This is a genomic window from Pseudomonas soli (assembly GCF_900110655.1).
GTDB classification, from domain to species: Bacteria; Pseudomonadota; Gammaproteobacteria; order Pseudomonadales; family Pseudomonadaceae; genus Aquipseudomonas; species Aquipseudomonas soli.
Window position 1 is genome coordinate 145,354 of the sequence record NZ_FOEQ01000005.1, and the last position, 17,685, is coordinate 163,038.

Consider the following 17,685-nt stretch of genomic DNA (forward strand, 5'->3'; position numbering starts at 1 on the left):
TAATTAATATCATTTGATATGGGCTGTATTGTTTTAGCTGTTCTGGGCCTTGCAAAGTTCATCAGCCGATCTGCCCACTTGCAAATGCGAAAAACTCTCGTTCTAGCAGCTTCCGATGCTGCGGGTACCGCTCTGGATCAATACTTTGTCGTTTGCGCCGCGGCTGACCGACGCGGCAATGAGCCACTGGCCGAGCCAGTAGGACAGGATGATCAGGTACTCGGCAGCGGCGAACGGGCTGACGAAGCGGTCGATGCCGATCAGGCTGTCGGAGAACACGAAGGCGCAGGCACCCATTGCGGCGACACCGCCACACGCCAGGGCGCGCCAGAGCATGCAGCAGATCGCAAGGGCATACAGCGCCACCGGGATCAGCAGTGGGCCCAGGCCGTGGCTGGCGAGCAGGCCGAACAGCGAGGCGCCCACCAGCAGTGCGAAGGCCAGTGAGGGGTAGGCCGGGCGTTGGGTCAGGCTGCAGTAACCGCGAAGGTACGCCAGGTGGGCGCAAAGGAACGCGGCCAGGCCGAACACGAACAGGTCGCGGGGGATGGCCAGGAGGATGTCGCCGAGTACCGAGAAGGCCAGGCCGATCATGATCCAGCGACGGTAGGGCGTGGTGGGCGTACTGCCCAGCCAGGCGATCAGGCTCAGGACCGGGATGGGTTTGCTCAGGAGGCCGAGCAGGGCGTTGTCGCTGGCCAGTGCGTATATATAGAGGGCAGCGGCTGCGACGGCGATCAGGATCAGGTGGCTTGGACGAGGCATGGGCGGTCCTTGCGGCTGGGTAGCCACAAGCATAGACCTGATCTGCGGTATTGCCTGTGCCCCGCAAAAGGGTCGGTACAGGCAATAAGAAAGGCCCAGGACTTTCACAAGCCCCGGGCCTTCCTGTTCAGCAGTTCACCAGACTCAGTGGAACTGCTCTTCCTCTGTCGAACCAGTCAGTGCGGTAACCGACGAAGCGCCACCCTGGATCACGGTGGTCATGTCATCGAAGTAGCCGGTGCCGACTTCCTGCTGGTGCGCCACGAAGGTGTAGCCTTTGCTGGCGTCAGCGAATTCCTGCTCCTGCAGCTTCACGTAGGCGGTCATGTCGTTGCGGGCGTAGTCGTGCGCCAGGTTGAACATGCCGTGCCACATGTTGTGGATGCCGGCCAGGGTGATGAACTGGTGCTTGTAGCCCATGGCCGACAGCTCCCGCTGGAACTTGGCGATGGTGGCGTCGTCCAGGTTCTTCTTCCAGTTGAAGGAAGGCGAGCAGTTGTAAGACAGCAGTTGGTCCGGGTATTCCTTCTTGATTGCTTCGGCGAAGCGACGGGCTTCGTCCAGGTCCGGCTTGGCGGTTTCGCACCAGATCAGGTCGGCATACGGCGCGTAGGCCAGGCCGCGGGAGATGGCCTGATCGAGGCCGGCGCGGACTTTGTAGAAGCCTTCACGGGTACGGTCGCCGATCACGAACGGCTGGTCGTACGGATCGCAGTCGCTGGTCAGCAGGTCGGCGGCGTTGGCGTCGGTACGGGCCAGGATGATGGTCGGCACACCGGCAACGTCGGCGGCCAGACGGGCAGCCACGAGCTTCTGTACGGCTTCCTGGGTCGGGACCAGTACCTTGCCGCCCATGTGGCCGCATTTTTTCACCGAGGCCAGCTGGTCTTCGAAGTGCACGCCGGCGGCGCCCGCTTCGATCATGTTCTTCATCAGCTCGTAGGCATTCAGCACGCCGCCGAAACCGGCTTCTGCGTCGGCCACGATCGGTGCGAAGTAGTCGATGTAGCCCTCGTCACCTGGGTTCTTGCCGGCTTTCCACTGGATCTGGTCTGCGCGGCGGAAAGAGTTGTTGATGCGCTTGACTACGGTCGGCACCGAGTCGACCGGGTACAGCGATTGGTCGGGGTACATCGACTCGGCCGAGTTGTTGTCGGCGGCAACCTGCCAGCCGGACAGGTAGATGGCCTGGATGCCAGCCTTGACCTGTTGCACAGCCTGGCCGCCGGTCAGGGCGCCCATGCAGTTGACGAAATCTTTTTCAGGGCGGAAGGACGGGTGGGCACCTTGGGTGACCAGCTTCCACAGTTTTTCCGCGCCCTGGCGAGCCAGGGTGTGCTCCGGCTGCAGGGAGCCACGCAGGCGAACGACATCGGCGGCGGTGTAGGTACGGGTCACGCCTTTCCAGCGCGGGTTCTCGGCCCAGTCTTTCTCGAGGGCTGCAATTTGCTGTTCGCGTGTCAGTGCCATGGAAATAAACCTCGTCGCATCGATCTTGAGTGTAATTGTGCTGATGCTCGGATACGCGGGTCAGAGGGCCAGGCTGTGCTGTCCGGGGGAGTGCGGCGGCGAACGGGGAAGTGCGAAGGGGAAGGGTGGGCAGGCCAGGCGAAGGTGTGCCCTGCAGGTTGGCTCGTGGATGCCTTGCTGCGGTGCGACGCGATTGCCAGAACTGCGGTGATGCGCTTCCGTCCCTCGGGACAACTTCTTCGTTGCAGTCGCAATCCCGTCGAACCGCCTTGTGGGCCGTATGGACACGAGGTGCCTCCACGGTGGGAGGAGCGCACCTCGAAGACCCTTGCCAGGGCCTCTGATTAGCGGGAGCGAGGCCATCATGCCCTTGGCGAAAAGAGCCTGTCAAACATTTTGTAGTGCTTTTTTATGCTTACTACATCTTTGGTCTAATGCGACTTGGCGGTCAGTTTCAAGGCCCTTGGTCGAGGCCTTGAATTACCTGGGGTCAGTCGAGAAGGTCGACTTTGACCCGCAAAGTCATGTTTTCACCGCGCTGGGTGCTGTAAGTGAGGCTTGACGCGCTGCGCTCGGACTGGCTCTGCTGGTTGAACCCGGCCAGGGTGATCCACTCGCCGAGCTTGCCGGTAACGGTCGTGTCGGTGCTCTGCACTTTCACTACATCGGCACGTTCCTGGCTCATTCGATCGTTATTGGTGCTGATTTGCAGGCGAACCGTATCGCCGCTAAGGCGTGGCGTGACGTAGAAACCCTGGGTCACGTTGCGGTATTCGGTGTTGTTCTGGATACGCCCGTAACCATCGGTGGAGCTACTGGTGACAGGGATGCTATGGCCCACCTGGATCAGTGCCGGCTGGCCGTCGCTGGCCTGCACCTGCTGCATGCCGCCTTCGCGGTTGGCTGTGCCGTAGCGGATCACGCGGGCGTTGCCGCGGTTGTCCTGGAAGTTGCTGTCGTTGTTGTCGACGCTGATCAGAAGGCGTTTGGGCGCGGTATCGAGCTGTTGCAGCAGGGCGCGCAGGTCGTCGATGCGTTCCTGGCTGGCGTTGACGATCAGCTTGTCCTCGAAGGTGCTGACGCTGCCGTCCTTGCCAAGGAAGGACTGGGCGGCGGGCAGCAGTTCGGCGCTGCTGCGATGTTGCAGGGCAATGACCTCGGTGGCGGCCTGGGCCGTAAGGCTGGCGGCCAGCAGCAGCGAGGCGAGGAGGGGGCGTAGCGGCATGTCCATGATCTCCGCGGGTGGAATGGACATGATGGCAAATTTGTCGGCATCTTGCTGGTCGTGGATCACAGCGGCATGCACAGGTCGGCTTTTCAGTGGTTGCAGTCAGGTAAATTCCGTAACATCGCGGCCCTCGACTTCAGGCTCATTCCTCAGGCGCTCCCACACAACGATCTGCGCCGAGGCTGCTCACAGGACCCCCATGAAACCCGCACGCCTACGCGCCGACCTGCTCGCCGGCCTCACCACTTCGTTCGCCCTGGTACCGGAGTGCATCGCTTTCGCCCTGGTAGCCCACCTCAACCCGCTGATGGGCCTGTACGGCGCCTTCATCATCTGCACCCTGACCGCGCTGTTCGGCGGCCGCCCGGGGATGATCTCCGGCGCCGCCGGTTCGATGGCGGTGGTCATCGTCGCCCTGGTGGTACAGCACGGCGTCCAGTACCTGCTGGCCACGGTGCTGCTGGGCGGGCTGGTGATGATCCTGTTCGGCGCGCTGCGCCTGGGCAAGCTGGTACGCCTGGTGCCGTACCCGGTGATGCTCGGCTTCGTCAACGGCCTGGCTATCGTCATCGCCCTGGCCCAGCTGGAGCACTTCAAGGAAGGCGAGCACTGGCTCAGCGGTGCGCCGCTGTACCTGATGATCGGCTTGGTGGCGTTGACCATGCTGGTGGTCTATGTGCTTCCCAGGCTGACCCGCGCCGTGCCGCCGGCTCTGGTGGCAATCCTCGGCGTCGGCCTACTGGTCTATCTGCTGGGCCTGCCAACCCGCACCCTCGGCGATATGGCGCACATCGCCGGCGGCCTGCCGACACTTACGCTGCCGGACATCCCCTGGAACCTCGAGACCCTGAAGATCATCGCGCCCTATGCGGTGCTAATGGCCATGGTCGGCCTGCTGGAAACCCTGCTGACCCTCAACCTCACCGACGAGATCACCGAGAGCCGTGGCTACCCGGATCGCGAGTGCGTGGCCCTGGGTGCGGCCAACATGGTCTCGGGCCTGTGCGGCGGCATGGGTGGCTGCGCGATGATCGGCCAGACCGTGATCAATCTCAGCTCCAATGGCCGTGGCCGACTGTCGGGCGTGGTAGCGGGGGTGATGATCCTGCTGTTCGTGCTGTTCCTGTCGCCGTTGATCGAGCGTATTCCGCTGGCGGCGCTGGTCGGGGTGATGTTCGTGGTGGCCCAGCAGACCTTCGCCTGGGCGTCGCTGCGGGTGCTGCACAAGGTGCCGGTGAGCGATGTGCTGGCGATCCTCGCCGTGACCGTGGTCACGGTGTTCACCGACCTGGCCACGGCGGTGCTGTTCGGTATCGTCATCGCGGCCATCAATTTTGCCTGGCAGCACGCGCGCGAGCTGTATGCCGACAGTCATGAGGACGCCGAGGGCAGCAAGCATTACCAGGTGCACGGCACGCTGTTCTTCGCCTCGACCACACCGTTTCTCAACCAGTTCGACCCGGCCAACGACCCGGCGAAGGTCACGCTGGATTGCCAGCACCTGAGCTTTGTCGATTATTCGGCGATCGCGGCGCTGAAGACCCTGCGCGAGCGCTATGCCAAGGCGGGCAAGCAGTTGCGGGTGGTGCACCTTTCCGAGCGCTGCAAGAAGCTGTTGAAGCGGGCGGGGGAGCAGCATTGAAGGCAATGGTCGCCTGCACCGATCCTATCGCCGGCAAACCGGCTCCCACAGGATTGTCACTGCACTCAAGAACTTTGCAGTACCTGTGGGAGCCGGCTTGCCGGCGATAGCGCCGTTATAGGAGAAAGGCTTACTCCCCGCGATTCTTCTTCACGATGCCATCGGCAATGCTTGCCGGCGCCTCGGCGTAGCGGGTGAACTCCATCGAGAAACTCGCCCGGCCCTGGGTCATCGAGCGCATCGAGGTGGCGTAGCCGAACATTTCGCCCAGCGGCACCTCGGCACGGATCACCTTGCCGGCCGGGGTCTCGTCGCCATCCTGGATCATGCCCCGGCGCCGGCTCAGGTCGCCGAGGATATCGCCCTGGTACTCCTCGGGCGTCACCACCTCGACCTTCATCACCGGCTCCAGCAGCACCGCGCCACCTTTCTGCGAAAGCTGTTTGGTGGCCATGGAGGCGGCAATCTTGTAGGCCATCTCGTTGGAGTCGACGTCGTGGTACGAGCCGTCGAACACCGCCGCCTTCAGGTTGATCAACGGGTAGCCGGCAAGCACGCCGTTCTTCATCTGCTCCTCGATGCCTTTCTGGATCGCCGGGATGTACTCGCGCGGCACCACGCCGCCGACGATCTCGTTGATGAACTCCAGGCCTTCCTTGCCTTCGTCGCCCGGGGCGAAGCGGATCCAGCAATGGCCGTACTGGCCGCGCCCGCCCGATTGGCGCACGAAACGCCCTTCGATCTCGCAGGTGTTGCGGATCTTCTCGCGGTACGCCACCTGCGGCTTGCCGATATTGGCCTCGACGTTGAACTCGCGGCGCATACGGTCGACGATGATGTCCAGGTGCAGCTCGCCCATGCCGGAGATGATGGTCTGGCCGGTTTCCTCGTCGGTCTTGACCCGGAACGACGGGTCCTCCTGGGCCAGCTTGCCCAGGGCAATGCCCATTTTTTCCTGGTCGGCCTTGGTTTTTGGCTCCACTGCCACGGAAATCACTGGGTCGGGGAAGTCCATGCGTTCGAGGATTATCGGCTTGTCCATGTCACACAGGGTGTCGCCAGTGGTCACGTCCTTCATGCCGATCAGTGCGGCGATATCACCGGCGCACACGTCCTTGATCTCGGCGCGCTGGTTGGCGTGCATCTGCACCATGCGGCCGATGCGCTCCTTCTTGCCCTTGACCGAGTTGAGCACCGCATTGCCCGAGCTGAGCACGCCCGAATATACCCGGGCGAAGGTCAGGGTGCCGACGAACGGGTCGGTGGCGATCTTGAAGGCCAGGGCCGAGAACGGCTCCTTGTCGTCGGCGTGGCGTTCCAGGTGCTTCTCTTCATCGTCCGGGTCGGTGCCCTTGATCGCCGGGATTTCGGACGGGGCGGGCAGGTAGTCGATCACCGCGTCGAGCATCAGCGGCACGCCCTTGTTCTTGAATGACGAGCCGAGGATGGTCGGGACGATTTCGTTGGCGATGGTGCGTTGGCGCAGGGCGGCCTTGATCTCGTCGACGGTCAGCTCTTCACCTTCGAGGAATTTCACCGTCAGTTCGTCATTGGCCTCGGCGGCGGCTTCGATCATGTGCGCGCGCCATTCGTCCGCCAGTGCCTGCAGTTCGGCGGGAATCTCTTCTTCGCGGTAGCTGGTGCCGTTGTCTGCGTCGTTCCAGTAGATGGCTTTCATCTTCACCAGGTCGATCTGGCCGATGAAGTTTTCCTCGCTGCCGATGGCCAGCTGGATCGGTACCGGGTGGTGGCCCAGGCGCTGGTTGATCTGCTTTACAACGCGTAGGAAGTCCGCGCCCTGGCGGTCCATCTTGTTGATGTAGGCCAGGCGCGGCACATGGTATTTGTTGGCCTGGCGCCACACCGTCTCGGACTGCGGCTCGACCCCGTCGGCGCCGCTGAACACCACTACCGCGCCATCGAGCACGCGCAGCGAGCGCTCCACCTCGATGGTGAAGTCGACGTGGCCGGGGGTGTCGATGATATTGAAGCGGTACTTGTGCTCGAACTGCTTGGTCGAGCCCTGCCAGAAGGCCGTGGTGGCCGCCGAGGTGATGGTGATGCCGCGCTCCTGCTCCTGAGCCATCCAGTCCATGGTCGCGGCGCCGTCGTGCACCTCGCCCATCTTGTGGTTGACCCCGGTGTAGAACAGGATCCGTTCGGTGGTGGTGGTCTTGCCGGCATCCACGTGAGCGACAATGCCGATATTGCGGTACAGCTCGATGGGAGTCGTGCGGGCCATGGCGGGTCACCTGCGGGTGAGGATTCTCCCAAGGTAGCAGAGCGGGAGAATCCTGCCGGGGCGACCGTCAGTCGGCAAGCACCTGCAGCTGCCATTGGCCCTCGGCTTCACGCGCCAGGCCGCTGGCCGGCAGCAGGGCCAGCAGGCGTTCGTGCAGGGCCGCGTCGGTGAAGGCCTTGAGGGTAGCCATGTCCAGCGCGCCGACGGTGATCAGTTCGGCCTTGGTGTAGGACAGCCAGGCCTTCTTCAGCACCATCAACACGTCGCTGCCGGCGGTGCTGGCAAAGCGTCGGTGCAGGGTGCGGCCTTCCAGTTCGAAGCTGTGGCGGTGGCTGTAGCTGGCCTCGTCGCCATTGCCCTCGACGCAGCGGTGGCAGCGGCAGGAGCCGTCGCCGAAGGCGTTACGCAGGTAGGCGTTGAAGTCCACGACGGGCTTGAGGGTCAGGCGTTTGTCGACCTCGAACAGGTCGGCGATCAGGGGTTGTTCTGCGCTCACTCGGTATCCTCGCGTGGTGTGGCGTGCATCGGCGGGCACCCTAACAGATCGGCGCCCGCGAGGCCATGTCGGCCAGGTCGCAGGGCCTCCCGTGGAAGCGGGCCTGCCCCGCGATGAGCCGATAGAGACAACCCCGAGCGTCTGCCGTACTCTTGTCACCCATTTCCAGCCCCATACCCCGAGGTAACCCCGCTTGAGCAGCAAATACCCCTACATCGCCACCGTGACCGTCAGCGCCGAAGACCGTGGGGGCGATACCGAGGCTTCGGAGAACAGCAACATGCGCGTGGGCCTGGAGGCGGTAACCGAAGTGCTGAAGAAGGTGCATTTCGTCGGGACACTCGCGGCACCGGAAAAAGGCGCCACGCACATCTGCGTCACGTTGGAAAATGGCCTTACTTACTACGGCCTGATCGTCAACGGCCATGCCGAACTCGAAGGCGGCTGGATCGCCTTCGAATGCGACATGCCCACCCCCGAAGAGCTGGGCCTGTAAGCCTTACCCCAGTTCAGCCAGGCACTGCTCGAGAATATCCAGTCCTTCCTCGAGCAGCTCGGCCTCGATGGTCAGTGGCGCCAACAGGCGGATGATATGCCGCGCCTTGCCACTTGGCATCAGCAGCAACCCCTTGGCACGCGCCGCCTCCAGCACCTTGGTCAGTTGCGCCGGTGCCGGGCTGCCATCGCCGTTGACGAACTCCAGCCCGCGCATGGCGCCGACCCCGGTCAGGCGGCCGAGCGAGCTGGGCAACCCTGCAGCTTTCCAGCGCGCATGGCGTGCGACGATGGCCTGTTCCTGGCGTTCGCCCCAGGTGGCGAGGTTGTCGTCGGTCATCTGCGCAATGCTCGCCAAGGCCGCCGCACAGGCGATCGGATTGCCCGAGTAGGTGCCGCCCAGGCCGCCCTTGGGCAGCGAGTCCATGATCTCCCGGCGGCCGACCACCGCGCCCAGGGGCATGCCACCGGCGATGCTCTTGGCCAGCAGCAGCAGGTCCGGCTCGATACCCAGTCGGGGGAAGGCGAAACGCTGCCCGGTGCGGCCAAAGCCGGACTGGATCTCGTCGACGATGATCAGTATCCCGTGGCTGTCGCAAAAGCGGCGCAAGGCCTGGGCGAAGCTTGGATCAAGGGCGAGGAAACCACCTTCACCCTGCACCGGCTCGAAGATGAACGCCGCCACGTCCTCCACCGCCAACTCCACGCTGAACAGGCGTTCCATGGCCTTGAGCGCCTGTTCGCAGCTCACCCCGGTGTCCGGGCTGGGGTAGGGCAGGTGATAGACCGGGCCTGGCAGTTCCCCCACGCGTTGCTTGTACGGGGCTACCTTGCCATTGAGGTTGAGGGTGGCCAGGGTGCGGCCATGGAAGCCGCCGTCGAAGGCGACGACGGCGCGCTTGCCAGTGGCGCCCCGGGCGACCTTCAGCGCGTTTTCCGCCGCTTCCGCGCCGCTGTTGGTGAGCATGCCGGCCAACGGGTAGCTGACCGGGACGAATTCACACAGGCGCTCCATGAGCTCCAGGTAGGGGCCGTGGGGCGCCGCGTTGAAGGCGTAGTGGGTCAGGCGCGTGGCCTGCTGCTGGATCGCTTCGACTACCGCCGGATTGCAGTGGCCCAGGTTGAGCACGCCAATGCCGCCGACGAAGTCGATGTAGCGCTTGCCGGTGATATCCCAGACTTCGGCATTGCGACCATGGGAAAGCGTGATCGGGTGAACGATGGCAATGGACTGGCTGATGCTTGGCTGATTCATGTGCGCGGCGCCTGTGATTCGATGGCGTGAATATCGAAGCGTGCAGGGGGTATCCGCAAACGATTTATTGGATTGCCGTCATTCCTTTGATTCATGAATTTCTGCAGAGCGTTGCCTAGCGCTGAAATCGCGCCAAAGAAAAAGGCGGCTGTCCCTTAAGGGGCAGCCGCCTTTTGCTGATTCGCTTCGAGCCTTCGACCGTTGGGATCAGTGGCGACGCTTGTGCTTGCGGTTGTTGTCGCCCATGTGGTTACCGATGGCGCCACCAGCCGCGCCGCCCAGGCCGGCACCGATGGTCGAACCGTTGGAGCCGCCAAGTTTGCCGCCGATCAGCGAACCGCCCGCCGAGCCCAGGCCGCCGCCGATGGCCGCCTCGGTACGGTTGCCCTTGCGCGCGCCTACCGCGCTGCCGGCCGCGCCACCGAGGCCGGCGCCGATCGCCGCGCCGGCGCTGCCGCCGATCTGTTTGCCCACGACGTTGCCAAGGGCGCCACCCAGGCCGCCGCCGATGGCCGCGGTGCCGTCACCGGCGAAAGCGCCCTGGCAGAGCAGCAGGCCGAGAGCGAGGGAAGGCAGAGTCAGACGCATGTTATGAACCTCAGGGGAATCATCAGGGGTAGATTGCCGCACGCTCGCGGCGAGTCAGGGTTGCAAGGACGCTTCAGCGGTAGTAGCGGTCACGGTACTGGCGGTCGTCATCGTCGCGGTCATGGCGATGGTGGTGACGGTGGCCGCGGTCACGGTCGCGCCAGCCATCGTCATCGTCGTGGTAATGATTGCTGTAGCAGCCGCCGAGCAGCAGCAGGGTGGCGATCATGGAAAGGCTTGCAAGGCGTTTCATCACGTTATAGGTCCTTGATCCGCAACGGTTTACGCGGTACCTCCTGAGACACGAGGCGATCAGTTTGGTTCTTTGTCGCGCAAGATTTTATTGCGGCGGCGATGAACGGCAGCGGTGATTCACCTAGTGTGATGTTTTGCAAATACGACCAAAAATCGCCGCGAGTTATGGTCGTTATTTGTGAAACACCACACTCGTGCCCCGGCAGTGCTAGAGTCACCTTCTTTTTTTGTCCCGAGGATGGAACATGCGAGCAATTCTGCCGATCACCGTGGCGCTGCTGCTGGCGGGCTGTGCATCGTCGACCATGGAAGCGGCGCGCAACGGCGCACCCACCGCGCAGTTGGATTCGCACAAGACGCCGGATCTGGTGGCACAGTGCATTCAGTTCAGCTGGCAGGAAGAAAACACCTTCGGGGTCGACGCCAGCGGCTACCTGGAGGCCCGCAAGCAAGGTGGTTTCACCGTGTACACCCGCGAGGCCGAGTCGTTCGTCGACGTCTATGCCCAGGCCGGCGGCACGCGGGTGGACTACTACGCGCAGAAGAACGACGGCATGGCCCTGCGCCGACGCGCGGCAGCCGCCACCTGCCTGTAGGCTGTACTCGGCCAGCGGCGCAGGGTCACATCGGCAGCAGCCGGTCCTGAATCACTTCCTTCATCACCAGCGTCGAACTCAGGCGCTTCACATTGGGAATGCTGGTCAGTTGCTCGTCATACAGCTTCTGGAAGGCCGGCAGGTCCCTGGCCACCACGTGCAGCAGGTAGTCGGGGTCGCCGAACAGGCGCTGGGCCTCGACGATCTGCGGGATCTCGGCCAGCGCCGCCTCGAAGTCCGCCACCGGCTGGCGGGTCACCTCGCGCAGGGTCACGAATACCAGCGCGGCGAAATTCAAGCCCAGGGCCGCCGGGGCCAGGCGGGCGTGATAACCGAGAATGGCGCCTGTGTCCTCCAGTGCCTTGAGGCGCCGGTGGCAGGGCGACAGGCTCAAGCCCACGCGCTCGGCCAGTTCGGTCACCGACAGGCGCCCGTCTTTTTGCAGCTCGGCAAGGATCTTGCGATCGATTCGATCCATTAGGAAGATTCTTCCATTGTTTGGCTTGTTCCGGGAAATATACGAAATAAAATCCCCGGGCGATATCCGTAGTCTTTCTTCATCGAAACCTGTGTGAAAGGAAGGCTCGAAATGGCCATGAGTGTACTGACGGCGTTCTGGGCCGTTTCCCTGCTGTTCGTGATCACCCCCGGCGCCGACTGGGCCTACGCCATCTCGGCCGGCATGCGTGGGCGTTGGGTCGTGCCGGCGGTGGCGGGCATGTTGTCGGGGCATCTGCTCGTCACCCTGGTGGTGGCAGCCGGGGTCGGTAGTCTGATCGCCGGTCACCCGCTGGCGTTGACCTTGCTGACCCTGGCTGGGTGCGTGTACCTGCTGTGGCTGGGCGGCAACCTGCTGCTGAGCCCGGCGGTGCCCGAGGCCGGCGCGGCTGGTGGGCAGGACTCGGGGTCGCGCTGGGCATTCAAGGGCCTGTGCGTCAGCGGCCTCAACCCCAAGGTGTTCCTGCTGTTCCTGGCCTTGCTGCCGCAGTTCACCGACCCGCAGTCGAGCTGGCCGTTGCCTCTGCAGATCCTGCTGCTGGGCTTGGTGCACCTGGGCAGTTCGCTGGTGATCTACCTGATGGTCGGCTACGGCGCCAAGGCCGTGCTACGCACCCGGCCTGCCGCGGCGCAGGCCGTGGGGCGGTTGTCCGGCGCGGTGATGATCCTGATTGCCGCGGGGCTGATTGCCGGGCAGTTGCGTTGAGCCTGTCAGGCACGGCGGGTTGGGCTATGCTGACGGCCCCCACAAACCGGACCTGATCCTCATGAAATACGCCGCCGCACTTCTGCTCAGCCTGTTGGCGCTCGTGGCCCACGCCGCGCAACCCGGCGAAACCCTCGCGCCCTGGACGTTGCTCGATCAGTACGACCAGCCCTACAGCCTGGGGGCCGATACGCGCATCCTGCTGGTCGCCCGCGACATGGACGGTGCCAAGCTGGTCAAGGCGGCGCTGGCCGAACAGCCCAAAGGCTACCTGGAGGCGCGGCACGCCGTGTTCGTCGCGGATATCCAGCGCATGCCGGCGTTGATCAGCAAGCTGTTCGCCATCCCTGCCATGCGCGACTACAGCTACCGGGTACTGCTTGACCGCAAAGGTCGGGTTGCCAGCCGCTATGCCGGGGATGAGGGCAAGGTGCTGTGGCTGGCGCTGGATCACGGCGTGGTGGCAGCGCGCAACAGCTACGCCGATGCCGATGCCCTGAAGGCGGCGTTGGACCAGGCTGGCCGCTGAACCGGCCTGCCCGGTAGCTCAGGCGAAGGCCTGGCGCAGCAGTTGCGGCAGCACCTCACCTGCCTTGCCGGGCAGCATGAACGCCCGCGGATGCTCGCAGGGCACAGGCTGCGGATTGACATGCACCACCGTCGCCCCTGCCGCCAGTGCCATGCGAGGTATCGAGGCCGCCGGCTGTACCAGGCCTGAGGTGCCTACCGACAGCAGTACATCGCACTGTCGCGCGGCGGCGAAGGCCTGCTCCAGCACCGCCTCGGGCAACATCTCGCCAAACCACACCACCCCGGGGCGCAACGGCCCGGCGCAGCAAGCGCAGCGCGGCGGCTCGATGCGGCGGCCGTGTACGGCATCCTCGGGCAGTGCCACGGGCTCATCCGCCGGGCGCGCGCAGTCCAGGCAGCGAAAGGCATTCAGCCGCCCATGCAAGTGCAGCACGGCACGGCTGCCCGCGCGTTCGTGCAGGTCGTCGACGTTCTGCGTCACCAGGGTCAGCTTCGGCACCTGCGCGGCCAGCGCGGCGATGGCCAGGTGACCCGCGTTGGGCTCGGCCTTGGCGATCCCGGCGCGGCGCATCTGGTACCAGCCCCAGACCAGCGCCGGATCGGCGCGAAAGCCCTCGGCGCTGGCCAGTTGCGCCGGATCGAAGCGCGCCCACAGGCCGGTCAGCTTGTCGCGAAACGTGGCGATGCCACTTTCCGCCGACACCCCGGCACCGGTGAACACCACCACGTGGCGGGCCTGGGCAAGCAGCGTCGGATCGAATGGCATGAGGGCTTCCATGGTGCGGTGCAGGGCGGCCGGTCACTGTGCCAGTGGGCCGCGGGTCGGACAAGATCCGAGTGAACCCTCGGCGCGCGCGGAAGACCAAGCCAGTACAGCCAATAGGAGAAGACTCATGGAAATCGGAACAATCTGGTTCGTTGTCGCGCTTGTCGTTATCCTGCTGGAAATCTGGGCGATCTGGCACATCATCGGCAGTGATCGACGCGCCGAGCGCAAGATGCTGTGGGTGGTATTCGTCGTTTATGCACCTTTCCCAGGCTTGTTGTTCTGGGCCTGGCGCGGACCACGGGCAGTGAAGGGCAGGGCGGTCCTGCAGGAAAAATAGGCGCCAATCAAGGCGTGGCTGGGGCTTGACCTCGACTTAACCTGAGGTTTGATACTCGGCCGCTCTTTCCATTGATGGAGCGATACCATGACCCAGCCAGCCGCCTTTGCCCTGAGCAACCCAGAAGGGCTCTACGACCCCAGTGGCAATGCCTATTCCCACGTCGCCGAGGTACGCGCGGGCAGCCGCCTGCTGTACATCGCCGGCCAGGGCGGCGAGGACCTGCAAGGCAAGTTGTCGGCACGTTTCGACGAGCAGGCGCGTCAGGCCCTGGTGAACCTGAAGATCGCCTTGGCTTCACGTGGGGCAACGCTCGAGCACGTATGCAAGCTCACCCTGCTGGTGGTTGACCATTCCGAGGCACGGCTGCGCCAGTGGGTGGCCGAGGCCGAGCATGCCTGGGGCGGCCGGATGACCCCGACCTGCACCTTGATCCCGGTGCCCCGCCTGGCGCTGGACGGCATGCTGGTGGAAGTGGACGCGGTGGCGGCCCTGCCGCAGGCGTGACAAACCCGCATCCATCGTCTTGGCGGCGAGCCGCGAGGGTGGATGCGATACCGCCTCTGCTGCAAACGCCTGGGCGCCCAGGTAGACTCGCGCTCCCGCATTCATCGAGCCTGTTTCATGACACTCCCTGTCGAGCTGCTCCAGACCGGCCCCGAGCATGCCGACCTGGTGCGCAACCTCTACCAATTCTACGCCTACGAGTCCTCGGACTGGGAGCAGGAAGATGTCGAGGCGGACGGGCGCTTCTACCTCCACGAGCCGCACTTCACTCGCTATTGGCAAACCCCGGGCTGGAGCGCCAGCCTGATACTGGTGGACGGTTTCATCGCCGGCTTCCTGCTTATCGAGCGCAGTGAACTGACCGGCATCGACGCCTGGGAGCTGGCCGACCTGTTCGTGCTCAAGAAATATCGCCGCCAGGGCGTGGGCCTGGCGGTAGCGCGGCGCACGCTGTGCCAGGGTCAAGGCGACTGGTTGGTGCGGTGTTATCGCGAGGATGCCCCGGCCCTGGCGTTCTGTCAGGCAGTACTGGGCGACCTGCCACGTCCCGTGCGGGAGATTGTCCTGGATGACGAGCCGTTGTTGTGCAACTTCCTGGTGACTCAGCGACTGCACTGAAGGTCTGCGGGTCGAGCACAGCAAGGTTTGCGTTCTCACGGCCAGCGATTATCGCGGGCGGTGATGGACATGTGAGAAAGTGGCCGATCAGCGAACGGAATGTACTGATTGGACCACAATGCTTTGTCCACCCCGTGGCTTCTCTTCTAGAATCCGTCCATGCCCGGGCGCCATGCCGGGGCAATCGCCCGAGAGCCCCATGAGTTCCAGTACACCGTTGTCCGGAGTCAACCAGCCGCTGCGCGGTATCGCCCTGGTGGTGGTGGCTACCTTCCTGTTCGCCAGCCACGACGGTTTGTCGAAATTCCTCGGCGGGATCTACCCGGTCATCATGGTGGTGTGGGTCCGTTACCTGGTGCACACCTTGCTGATGGCCGGGATCTTCCTGCCCAAGGCTGGCCTGGCGGTACTGCGCACCCGCCGGCCATTGCTGCAAACCCTGCGTGCGCTGAGCCTGCTCAGCACCAGCCTGCTGTTCACCGCCGGGCTGCAGTACCTTCCGCTGGCGGAGGCGACCTCGGTCAACTTTCTCGCCCCGGTGCTGGTCACCGCATTGTCGGTGCCGCTACTCGGGGAGCGGGTGACCCCGGGACAATGGCTGGCCGTGGTCATGGGCTTTGTCGGGGTGCTGGTGGTAGTGCACCCAGGCGGCGCGATGTTTACCCCGGCAATCCTGTTTCCCTTCGGTTCGGCCCTGGGTTTTTGCTTCTACCAGTTGCTGACGCGCAAGCTGGCGGCCCATGACAGCCCGACCACCAGCAATTTCTACGCGGGCGTGTGCAACACCCTGATCATGACGGCGCTGGTGCCGTTCTTCTGGCAGACGCCGCAGTGGCCGCATGTACCGCTTATGCTGGCGCTGGGCGGCTGCGGGATGACCGCCCACCTGCTGTTGACCCAGGCGTTCCGCTACGCGGCACCAGCGTTGCTGGCGCCGTTCAGCTATTGCCAGATCGTGTTCGCCGGGTTGCTGGGCTTGGTGGTGTTCGGGCAGATACCGGACAGCACCAGCCTGGTCGGCATCGCGGTGATCTGCCTCAGCGGCCTGGGGGCTGCCTGGATGCAGCGGCGGCGTTGAACGCCCCTTATCCCACGCGTCCTTCGTGCTGCTTGCGGTACGCCCCCGGCTGTACACCGACAGCCTTGGCGAACGCCCTGGTGAAGGCCGCCACTGACTGATACCCGGCCTGCGCGCCTACCTGCTCGACGGTATTGCCGGCCTTGAGCAACTGGCAGGCATGACGCATGCGCAGGGCCAGCAGCACCTGCCCGGGGGATTGCCCGGCCAGTTCGTTGAAGCGCTTGAAGAAAGCCGAGCGCGACAGCCCCGCGCAGGACGCCATGGCCTCCAGCGTCCAGGCCTGACCTGGTGCCTCGATCAAGCGCTCCAGCAACCCGGCGAAAGCCGGCTGGCGGGCGAGGGCGACCAGCCCGCCCAGCGCCTGGCCGTCGTGTGCCTGCTGGCGCAGCACATAGAGGAACAATAGGTGGGTCAGGCGTTCGAGCAGCGCCTGGGACGGCTGCGGGCGCCGGCATTCCTCGAGGATCAGCCCGAACAGCGCCCGTGCCGCGCTGCCGGCGGGGTCGCTGGCGCGCAGCAGGATCCAGTCCGCCAGCCCGTCGACGATCAGCGACGACAACCCCGACTGGAAGTGGAAGAAACCGCATACCAGCCCGACGCCATCCCCGGCTTCCAGGTCCAGCGCCTGCATGCTCCGGCGCGGCTGGGCACAGGCGTCGGCGGCATTTTCGTCGCCGGACAACCGATAGGCCAGGTCACGCAAGAGAAACACCGCATCACCGCTCTCCAGGCGCAGCGGCTGCGCCTGGCCGTCGATGTGCAGCCAGCAATGGCCTTGCACCACCAGGTGGAAACTGGCCCGGCCCAGGCCCTGGGTGCTGGCGTGCCAGCCGCCGCAGTAGCGGCCCACATGGAACAGGCTGGCATCGAGCTCCAGGCTATCTAATAACCAATCGACGAGGGGGCTGGAAGAAATCATCTAATGCAAGGACTCTGGAGCAAGGAAAGGCGACTGATGAATATGGATGCTACTTCTTATAACCAACAGACTGTAGCGACCTACATCAAAGGAGACCACTCCATGTCCGCGCGCATCACTCTACACAGCCTGCAGACCGCTCCGGAAGCCGCCCGCCCGTTCCTCGAGAACGCGCAGAAGAACTCCGGCTTCATCCCCAACCTTCTGGGCATCCTGGCCAACGCCCCGGCGGCGCTGGAAACCTACGTCACCGTCTCGGCGCTCAACGGCAAGTCCGAGCTGACCCTGGCCGAGCGCGAAGTGGTGCAGCTGATCGCCGCCACCCAGCACGGCTGCGACTTCTGTGTCGCCGGCCACACCGCCGTGGCGCTGAACAAGGCCAAGCTGCCCCAGGAAGTGGTCGATGCCCTGCGCGCCCGCGGCGAACTGCCCGACGCCCGCTACGAGACCCTGGCCGCGTTCGCCCGGGAAGTGATCGCCACCCGCGGCAATGTCAGCGACGCCACCTACCAGGCCTTCCGTGAAGCCGGTTTCAGCGAAGGCAACGCGCTGGAAGTGATTCTCGGTATCAGCCTCGCAACCCTGTGCAACTTTGCTAATGTGTTCGCCCAGACGCCGCTCAACGACGAGCTTGGCAAATACCGCTGGCAGCCTTCGGTCTGACCGAGGCCTGATGCCGGCGCGCCC

21 protein-coding genes are annotated in these 17,685 nt (G+C 64.3%); 10 read left to right on the plus strand and 11 right to left on the minus strand.

Annotation, left to right across the window (positions count from 1 at the left end):
• Positions 1–102: 102 nt before the first annotated feature.
• The 3 genes from BMY03_RS13495 to BMY03_RS13505 all read right to left on the minus strand — a co-directional run bounded on the left by BMY03_RS13495 (position 103) and on the right by BMY03_RS13505 (position 3,490).
• A complete protein-coding gene (locus tag BMY03_RS13495; protein WP_038706423.1) occupies positions 103–765 on the minus strand; it encodes a lysoplasmalogenase in 663 nt (220 codons plus the stop codon).
• Between the two features lie 144 nt (positions 766–909).
• Positions 910–2,235: an isocitrate lyase gene (gene aceA / locus BMY03_RS13500; RefSeq protein ID WP_023630475.1), complete on the minus strand. Its 1,326-nt coding sequence runs from the start codon at positions 2,233–2,235 to the stop codon at positions 910–912.
• 490 nt (positions 2,236–2,725) lie between these two features.
• Entirely contained in the window at positions 2,726–3,490 is a 765-nt protein-coding gene (locus BMY03_RS13505) for a secretin N-terminal domain-containing protein (RefSeq protein ID WP_177182911.1), read from the minus strand.
• A 172-nt stretch (positions 3,491–3,662) separates the two neighbouring features.
• On the opposite strand from BMY03_RS13505, the gene BMY03_RS13510 reads away from it, so the two are divergent.
• Complete coding sequence (locus tag BMY03_RS13510; RefSeq protein ID WP_038706422.1) at positions 3,663–5,105, plus strand: SulP family inorganic anion transporter; 1,443 nt, start codon at positions 3,663–3,665, stop codon at positions 5,103–5,105.
• Between the two features lie 130 nt (positions 5,106–5,235).
• Here BMY03_RS13510 and fusA read toward each other — a convergent pair whose 3' ends face one another.
• Positions 5,236–7,347, minus strand: coding sequence for an elongation factor G (gene fusA / locus BMY03_RS13515; RefSeq protein WP_094011340.1), 2,112 nt, complete (start codon positions 7,345–7,347; stop codon positions 5,236–5,238).
• Between the two features lie 67 nt (positions 7,348–7,414).
• Positions 7,415–7,843, minus strand: coding sequence for a hypothetical protein (locus BMY03_RS13520; RefSeq protein ID WP_094011341.1), 429 nt, complete (start codon positions 7,841–7,843; stop codon positions 7,415–7,417).
• A gap of 193 nt (positions 7,844–8,036) precedes the next feature.
• Here BMY03_RS13520 and BMY03_RS13525 point away from each other — a divergent pair, with 193 nt between their 5' ends.
• Positions 8,037–8,339, plus strand: coding sequence for a hypothetical protein (locus tag BMY03_RS13525; protein ID WP_046855047.1), 303 nt, complete (start codon positions 8,037–8,039; stop codon positions 8,337–8,339).
• A 3-nt stretch (positions 8,340–8,342) separates the two neighbouring features.
• On the opposite strand, the gene BMY03_RS13530 is transcribed toward BMY03_RS13525, so the two are convergent.
• The 3 genes from BMY03_RS13530 to BMY03_RS13540 form a co-directional block, all read right to left on the minus strand.
• Entirely contained in the window at positions 8,343–9,593 is a 1,251-nt protein-coding gene (locus BMY03_RS13530; RefSeq protein ID WP_094011342.1) for a 2-aminoadipate transaminase, read from the minus strand.
• Between the two features lie 207 nt (positions 9,594–9,800).
• A complete protein-coding gene (locus BMY03_RS13535; RefSeq protein ID WP_094011343.1) occupies positions 9,801–10,181 on the minus strand; it encodes a glycine zipper domain-containing protein in 381 nt (126 codons plus the stop codon).
• 73 nt (positions 10,182–10,254) lie between these two features.
• Positions 10,255–10,434 carry a hypothetical protein gene (locus tag BMY03_RS13540; RefSeq protein WP_031316984.1) on the minus strand — a complete coding sequence of 60 codons (180 nt, stop codon included), beginning with the start codon at positions 10,432–10,434 and terminating at the stop codon, positions 10,255–10,257.
• A 247-nt stretch (positions 10,435–10,681) separates the two neighbouring features.
• Here BMY03_RS13540 and BMY03_RS13545 point away from each other — a divergent pair, with 247 nt between their 5' ends.
• Positions 10,682–11,032, plus strand: coding sequence for a hypothetical protein (locus BMY03_RS13545; protein ID WP_023632956.1), 351 nt, complete (start codon positions 10,682–10,684; stop codon positions 11,030–11,032).
• Between the two features lie 25 nt (positions 11,033–11,057).
• On the opposite strand, the gene BMY03_RS13550 is transcribed toward BMY03_RS13545, so the two are convergent.
• Entirely contained in the window at positions 11,058–11,510 is a 453-nt protein-coding gene (locus BMY03_RS13550; RefSeq protein ID WP_038706418.1) for an Lrp/AsnC family transcriptional regulator, read from the minus strand.
• A gap of 111 nt (positions 11,511–11,621) precedes the next feature.
• Here BMY03_RS13550 and BMY03_RS13555 point away from each other — a divergent pair, with 111 nt between their 5' ends.
• Both BMY03_RS13555 and BMY03_RS13560 read left to right on the plus strand, forming a co-directional pair.
• Positions 11,622–12,236, plus strand: a complete 615-nt coding sequence (locus BMY03_RS13555) for a LysE family translocator (protein WP_094011344.1) — start codon at positions 11,622–11,624, stop codon at positions 12,234–12,236.
• A 61-nt stretch (positions 12,237–12,297) separates the two neighbouring features.
• The gene (locus tag BMY03_RS13560) at positions 12,298–12,765 is read left to right on the plus strand and encodes an FAD/FMN-containing dehydrogenase (protein ID WP_094011446.1); all 468 of its coding nucleotides are present in this window, start codon (positions 12,298–12,300) and stop codon (positions 12,763–12,765) included.
• A gap of 18 nt (positions 12,766–12,783) precedes the next feature.
• Here BMY03_RS13560 and BMY03_RS13565 read toward each other — a convergent pair whose 3' ends face one another.
• Complete coding sequence (locus tag BMY03_RS13565; RefSeq protein ID WP_094011345.1) at positions 12,784–13,533, minus strand: SIR2 family NAD-dependent protein deacylase; 750 nt, start codon at positions 13,531–13,533, stop codon at positions 12,784–12,786.
• Between the two features lie 127 nt (positions 13,534–13,660).
• On the opposite strand from BMY03_RS13565, the gene BMY03_RS13570 reads away from it, so the two are divergent.
• The 4 genes from BMY03_RS13570 (at position 13,661) to BMY03_RS13585 (ending at position 16,076) form a co-directional block, all read left to right on the plus strand.
• The gene (locus BMY03_RS13570; protein WP_031315336.1) at positions 13,661–13,873 is read left to right on the plus strand and encodes a PLDc N-terminal domain-containing protein; all 213 of its coding nucleotides are present in this window, start codon (positions 13,661–13,663) and stop codon (positions 13,871–13,873) included.
• Positions 13,874–13,960: 87 nt separating this feature from the next.
• Positions 13,961–14,380 carry a RidA family protein gene (locus BMY03_RS13575; RefSeq protein WP_023631062.1) on the plus strand — a complete coding sequence of 140 codons (420 nt, stop codon included), beginning with the start codon at positions 13,961–13,963 and terminating at the stop codon, positions 14,378–14,380.
• 117 nt (positions 14,381–14,497) lie between these two features.
• Positions 14,498–14,998, plus strand: a complete 501-nt coding sequence (locus BMY03_RS13580) for a GNAT family N-acetyltransferase (RefSeq protein ID WP_023631061.1) — start codon at positions 14,498–14,500, stop codon at positions 14,996–14,998.
• Positions 14,999–15,197: 199 nt separating this feature from the next.
• Positions 15,198–16,076 carry a DMT family transporter gene (locus tag BMY03_RS13585; RefSeq protein ID WP_023631060.1) on the plus strand — a complete coding sequence of 293 codons (879 nt, stop codon included), beginning with the start codon at positions 15,198–15,200 and terminating at the stop codon, positions 16,074–16,076.
• Positions 16,077–16,083: 7 nt separating this feature from the next.
• On the opposite strand, the gene BMY03_RS13590 is transcribed toward BMY03_RS13585, so the two are convergent.
• Entirely contained in the window at positions 16,084–16,998 is a 915-nt protein-coding gene (locus BMY03_RS13590) for an AraC family transcriptional regulator (RefSeq protein WP_094011346.1), read from the minus strand.
• Between the two features lie 102 nt (positions 16,999–17,100).
• On the opposite strand from BMY03_RS13590, the gene BMY03_RS13595 reads away from it, so the two are divergent.
• Entirely contained in the window at positions 17,101–17,661 is a 561-nt protein-coding gene (locus BMY03_RS13595; protein WP_038706414.1) for a carboxymuconolactone decarboxylase family protein, read from the plus strand.
• The last annotated feature ends 24 nt before the right edge of the window (positions 17,662–17,685 follow it).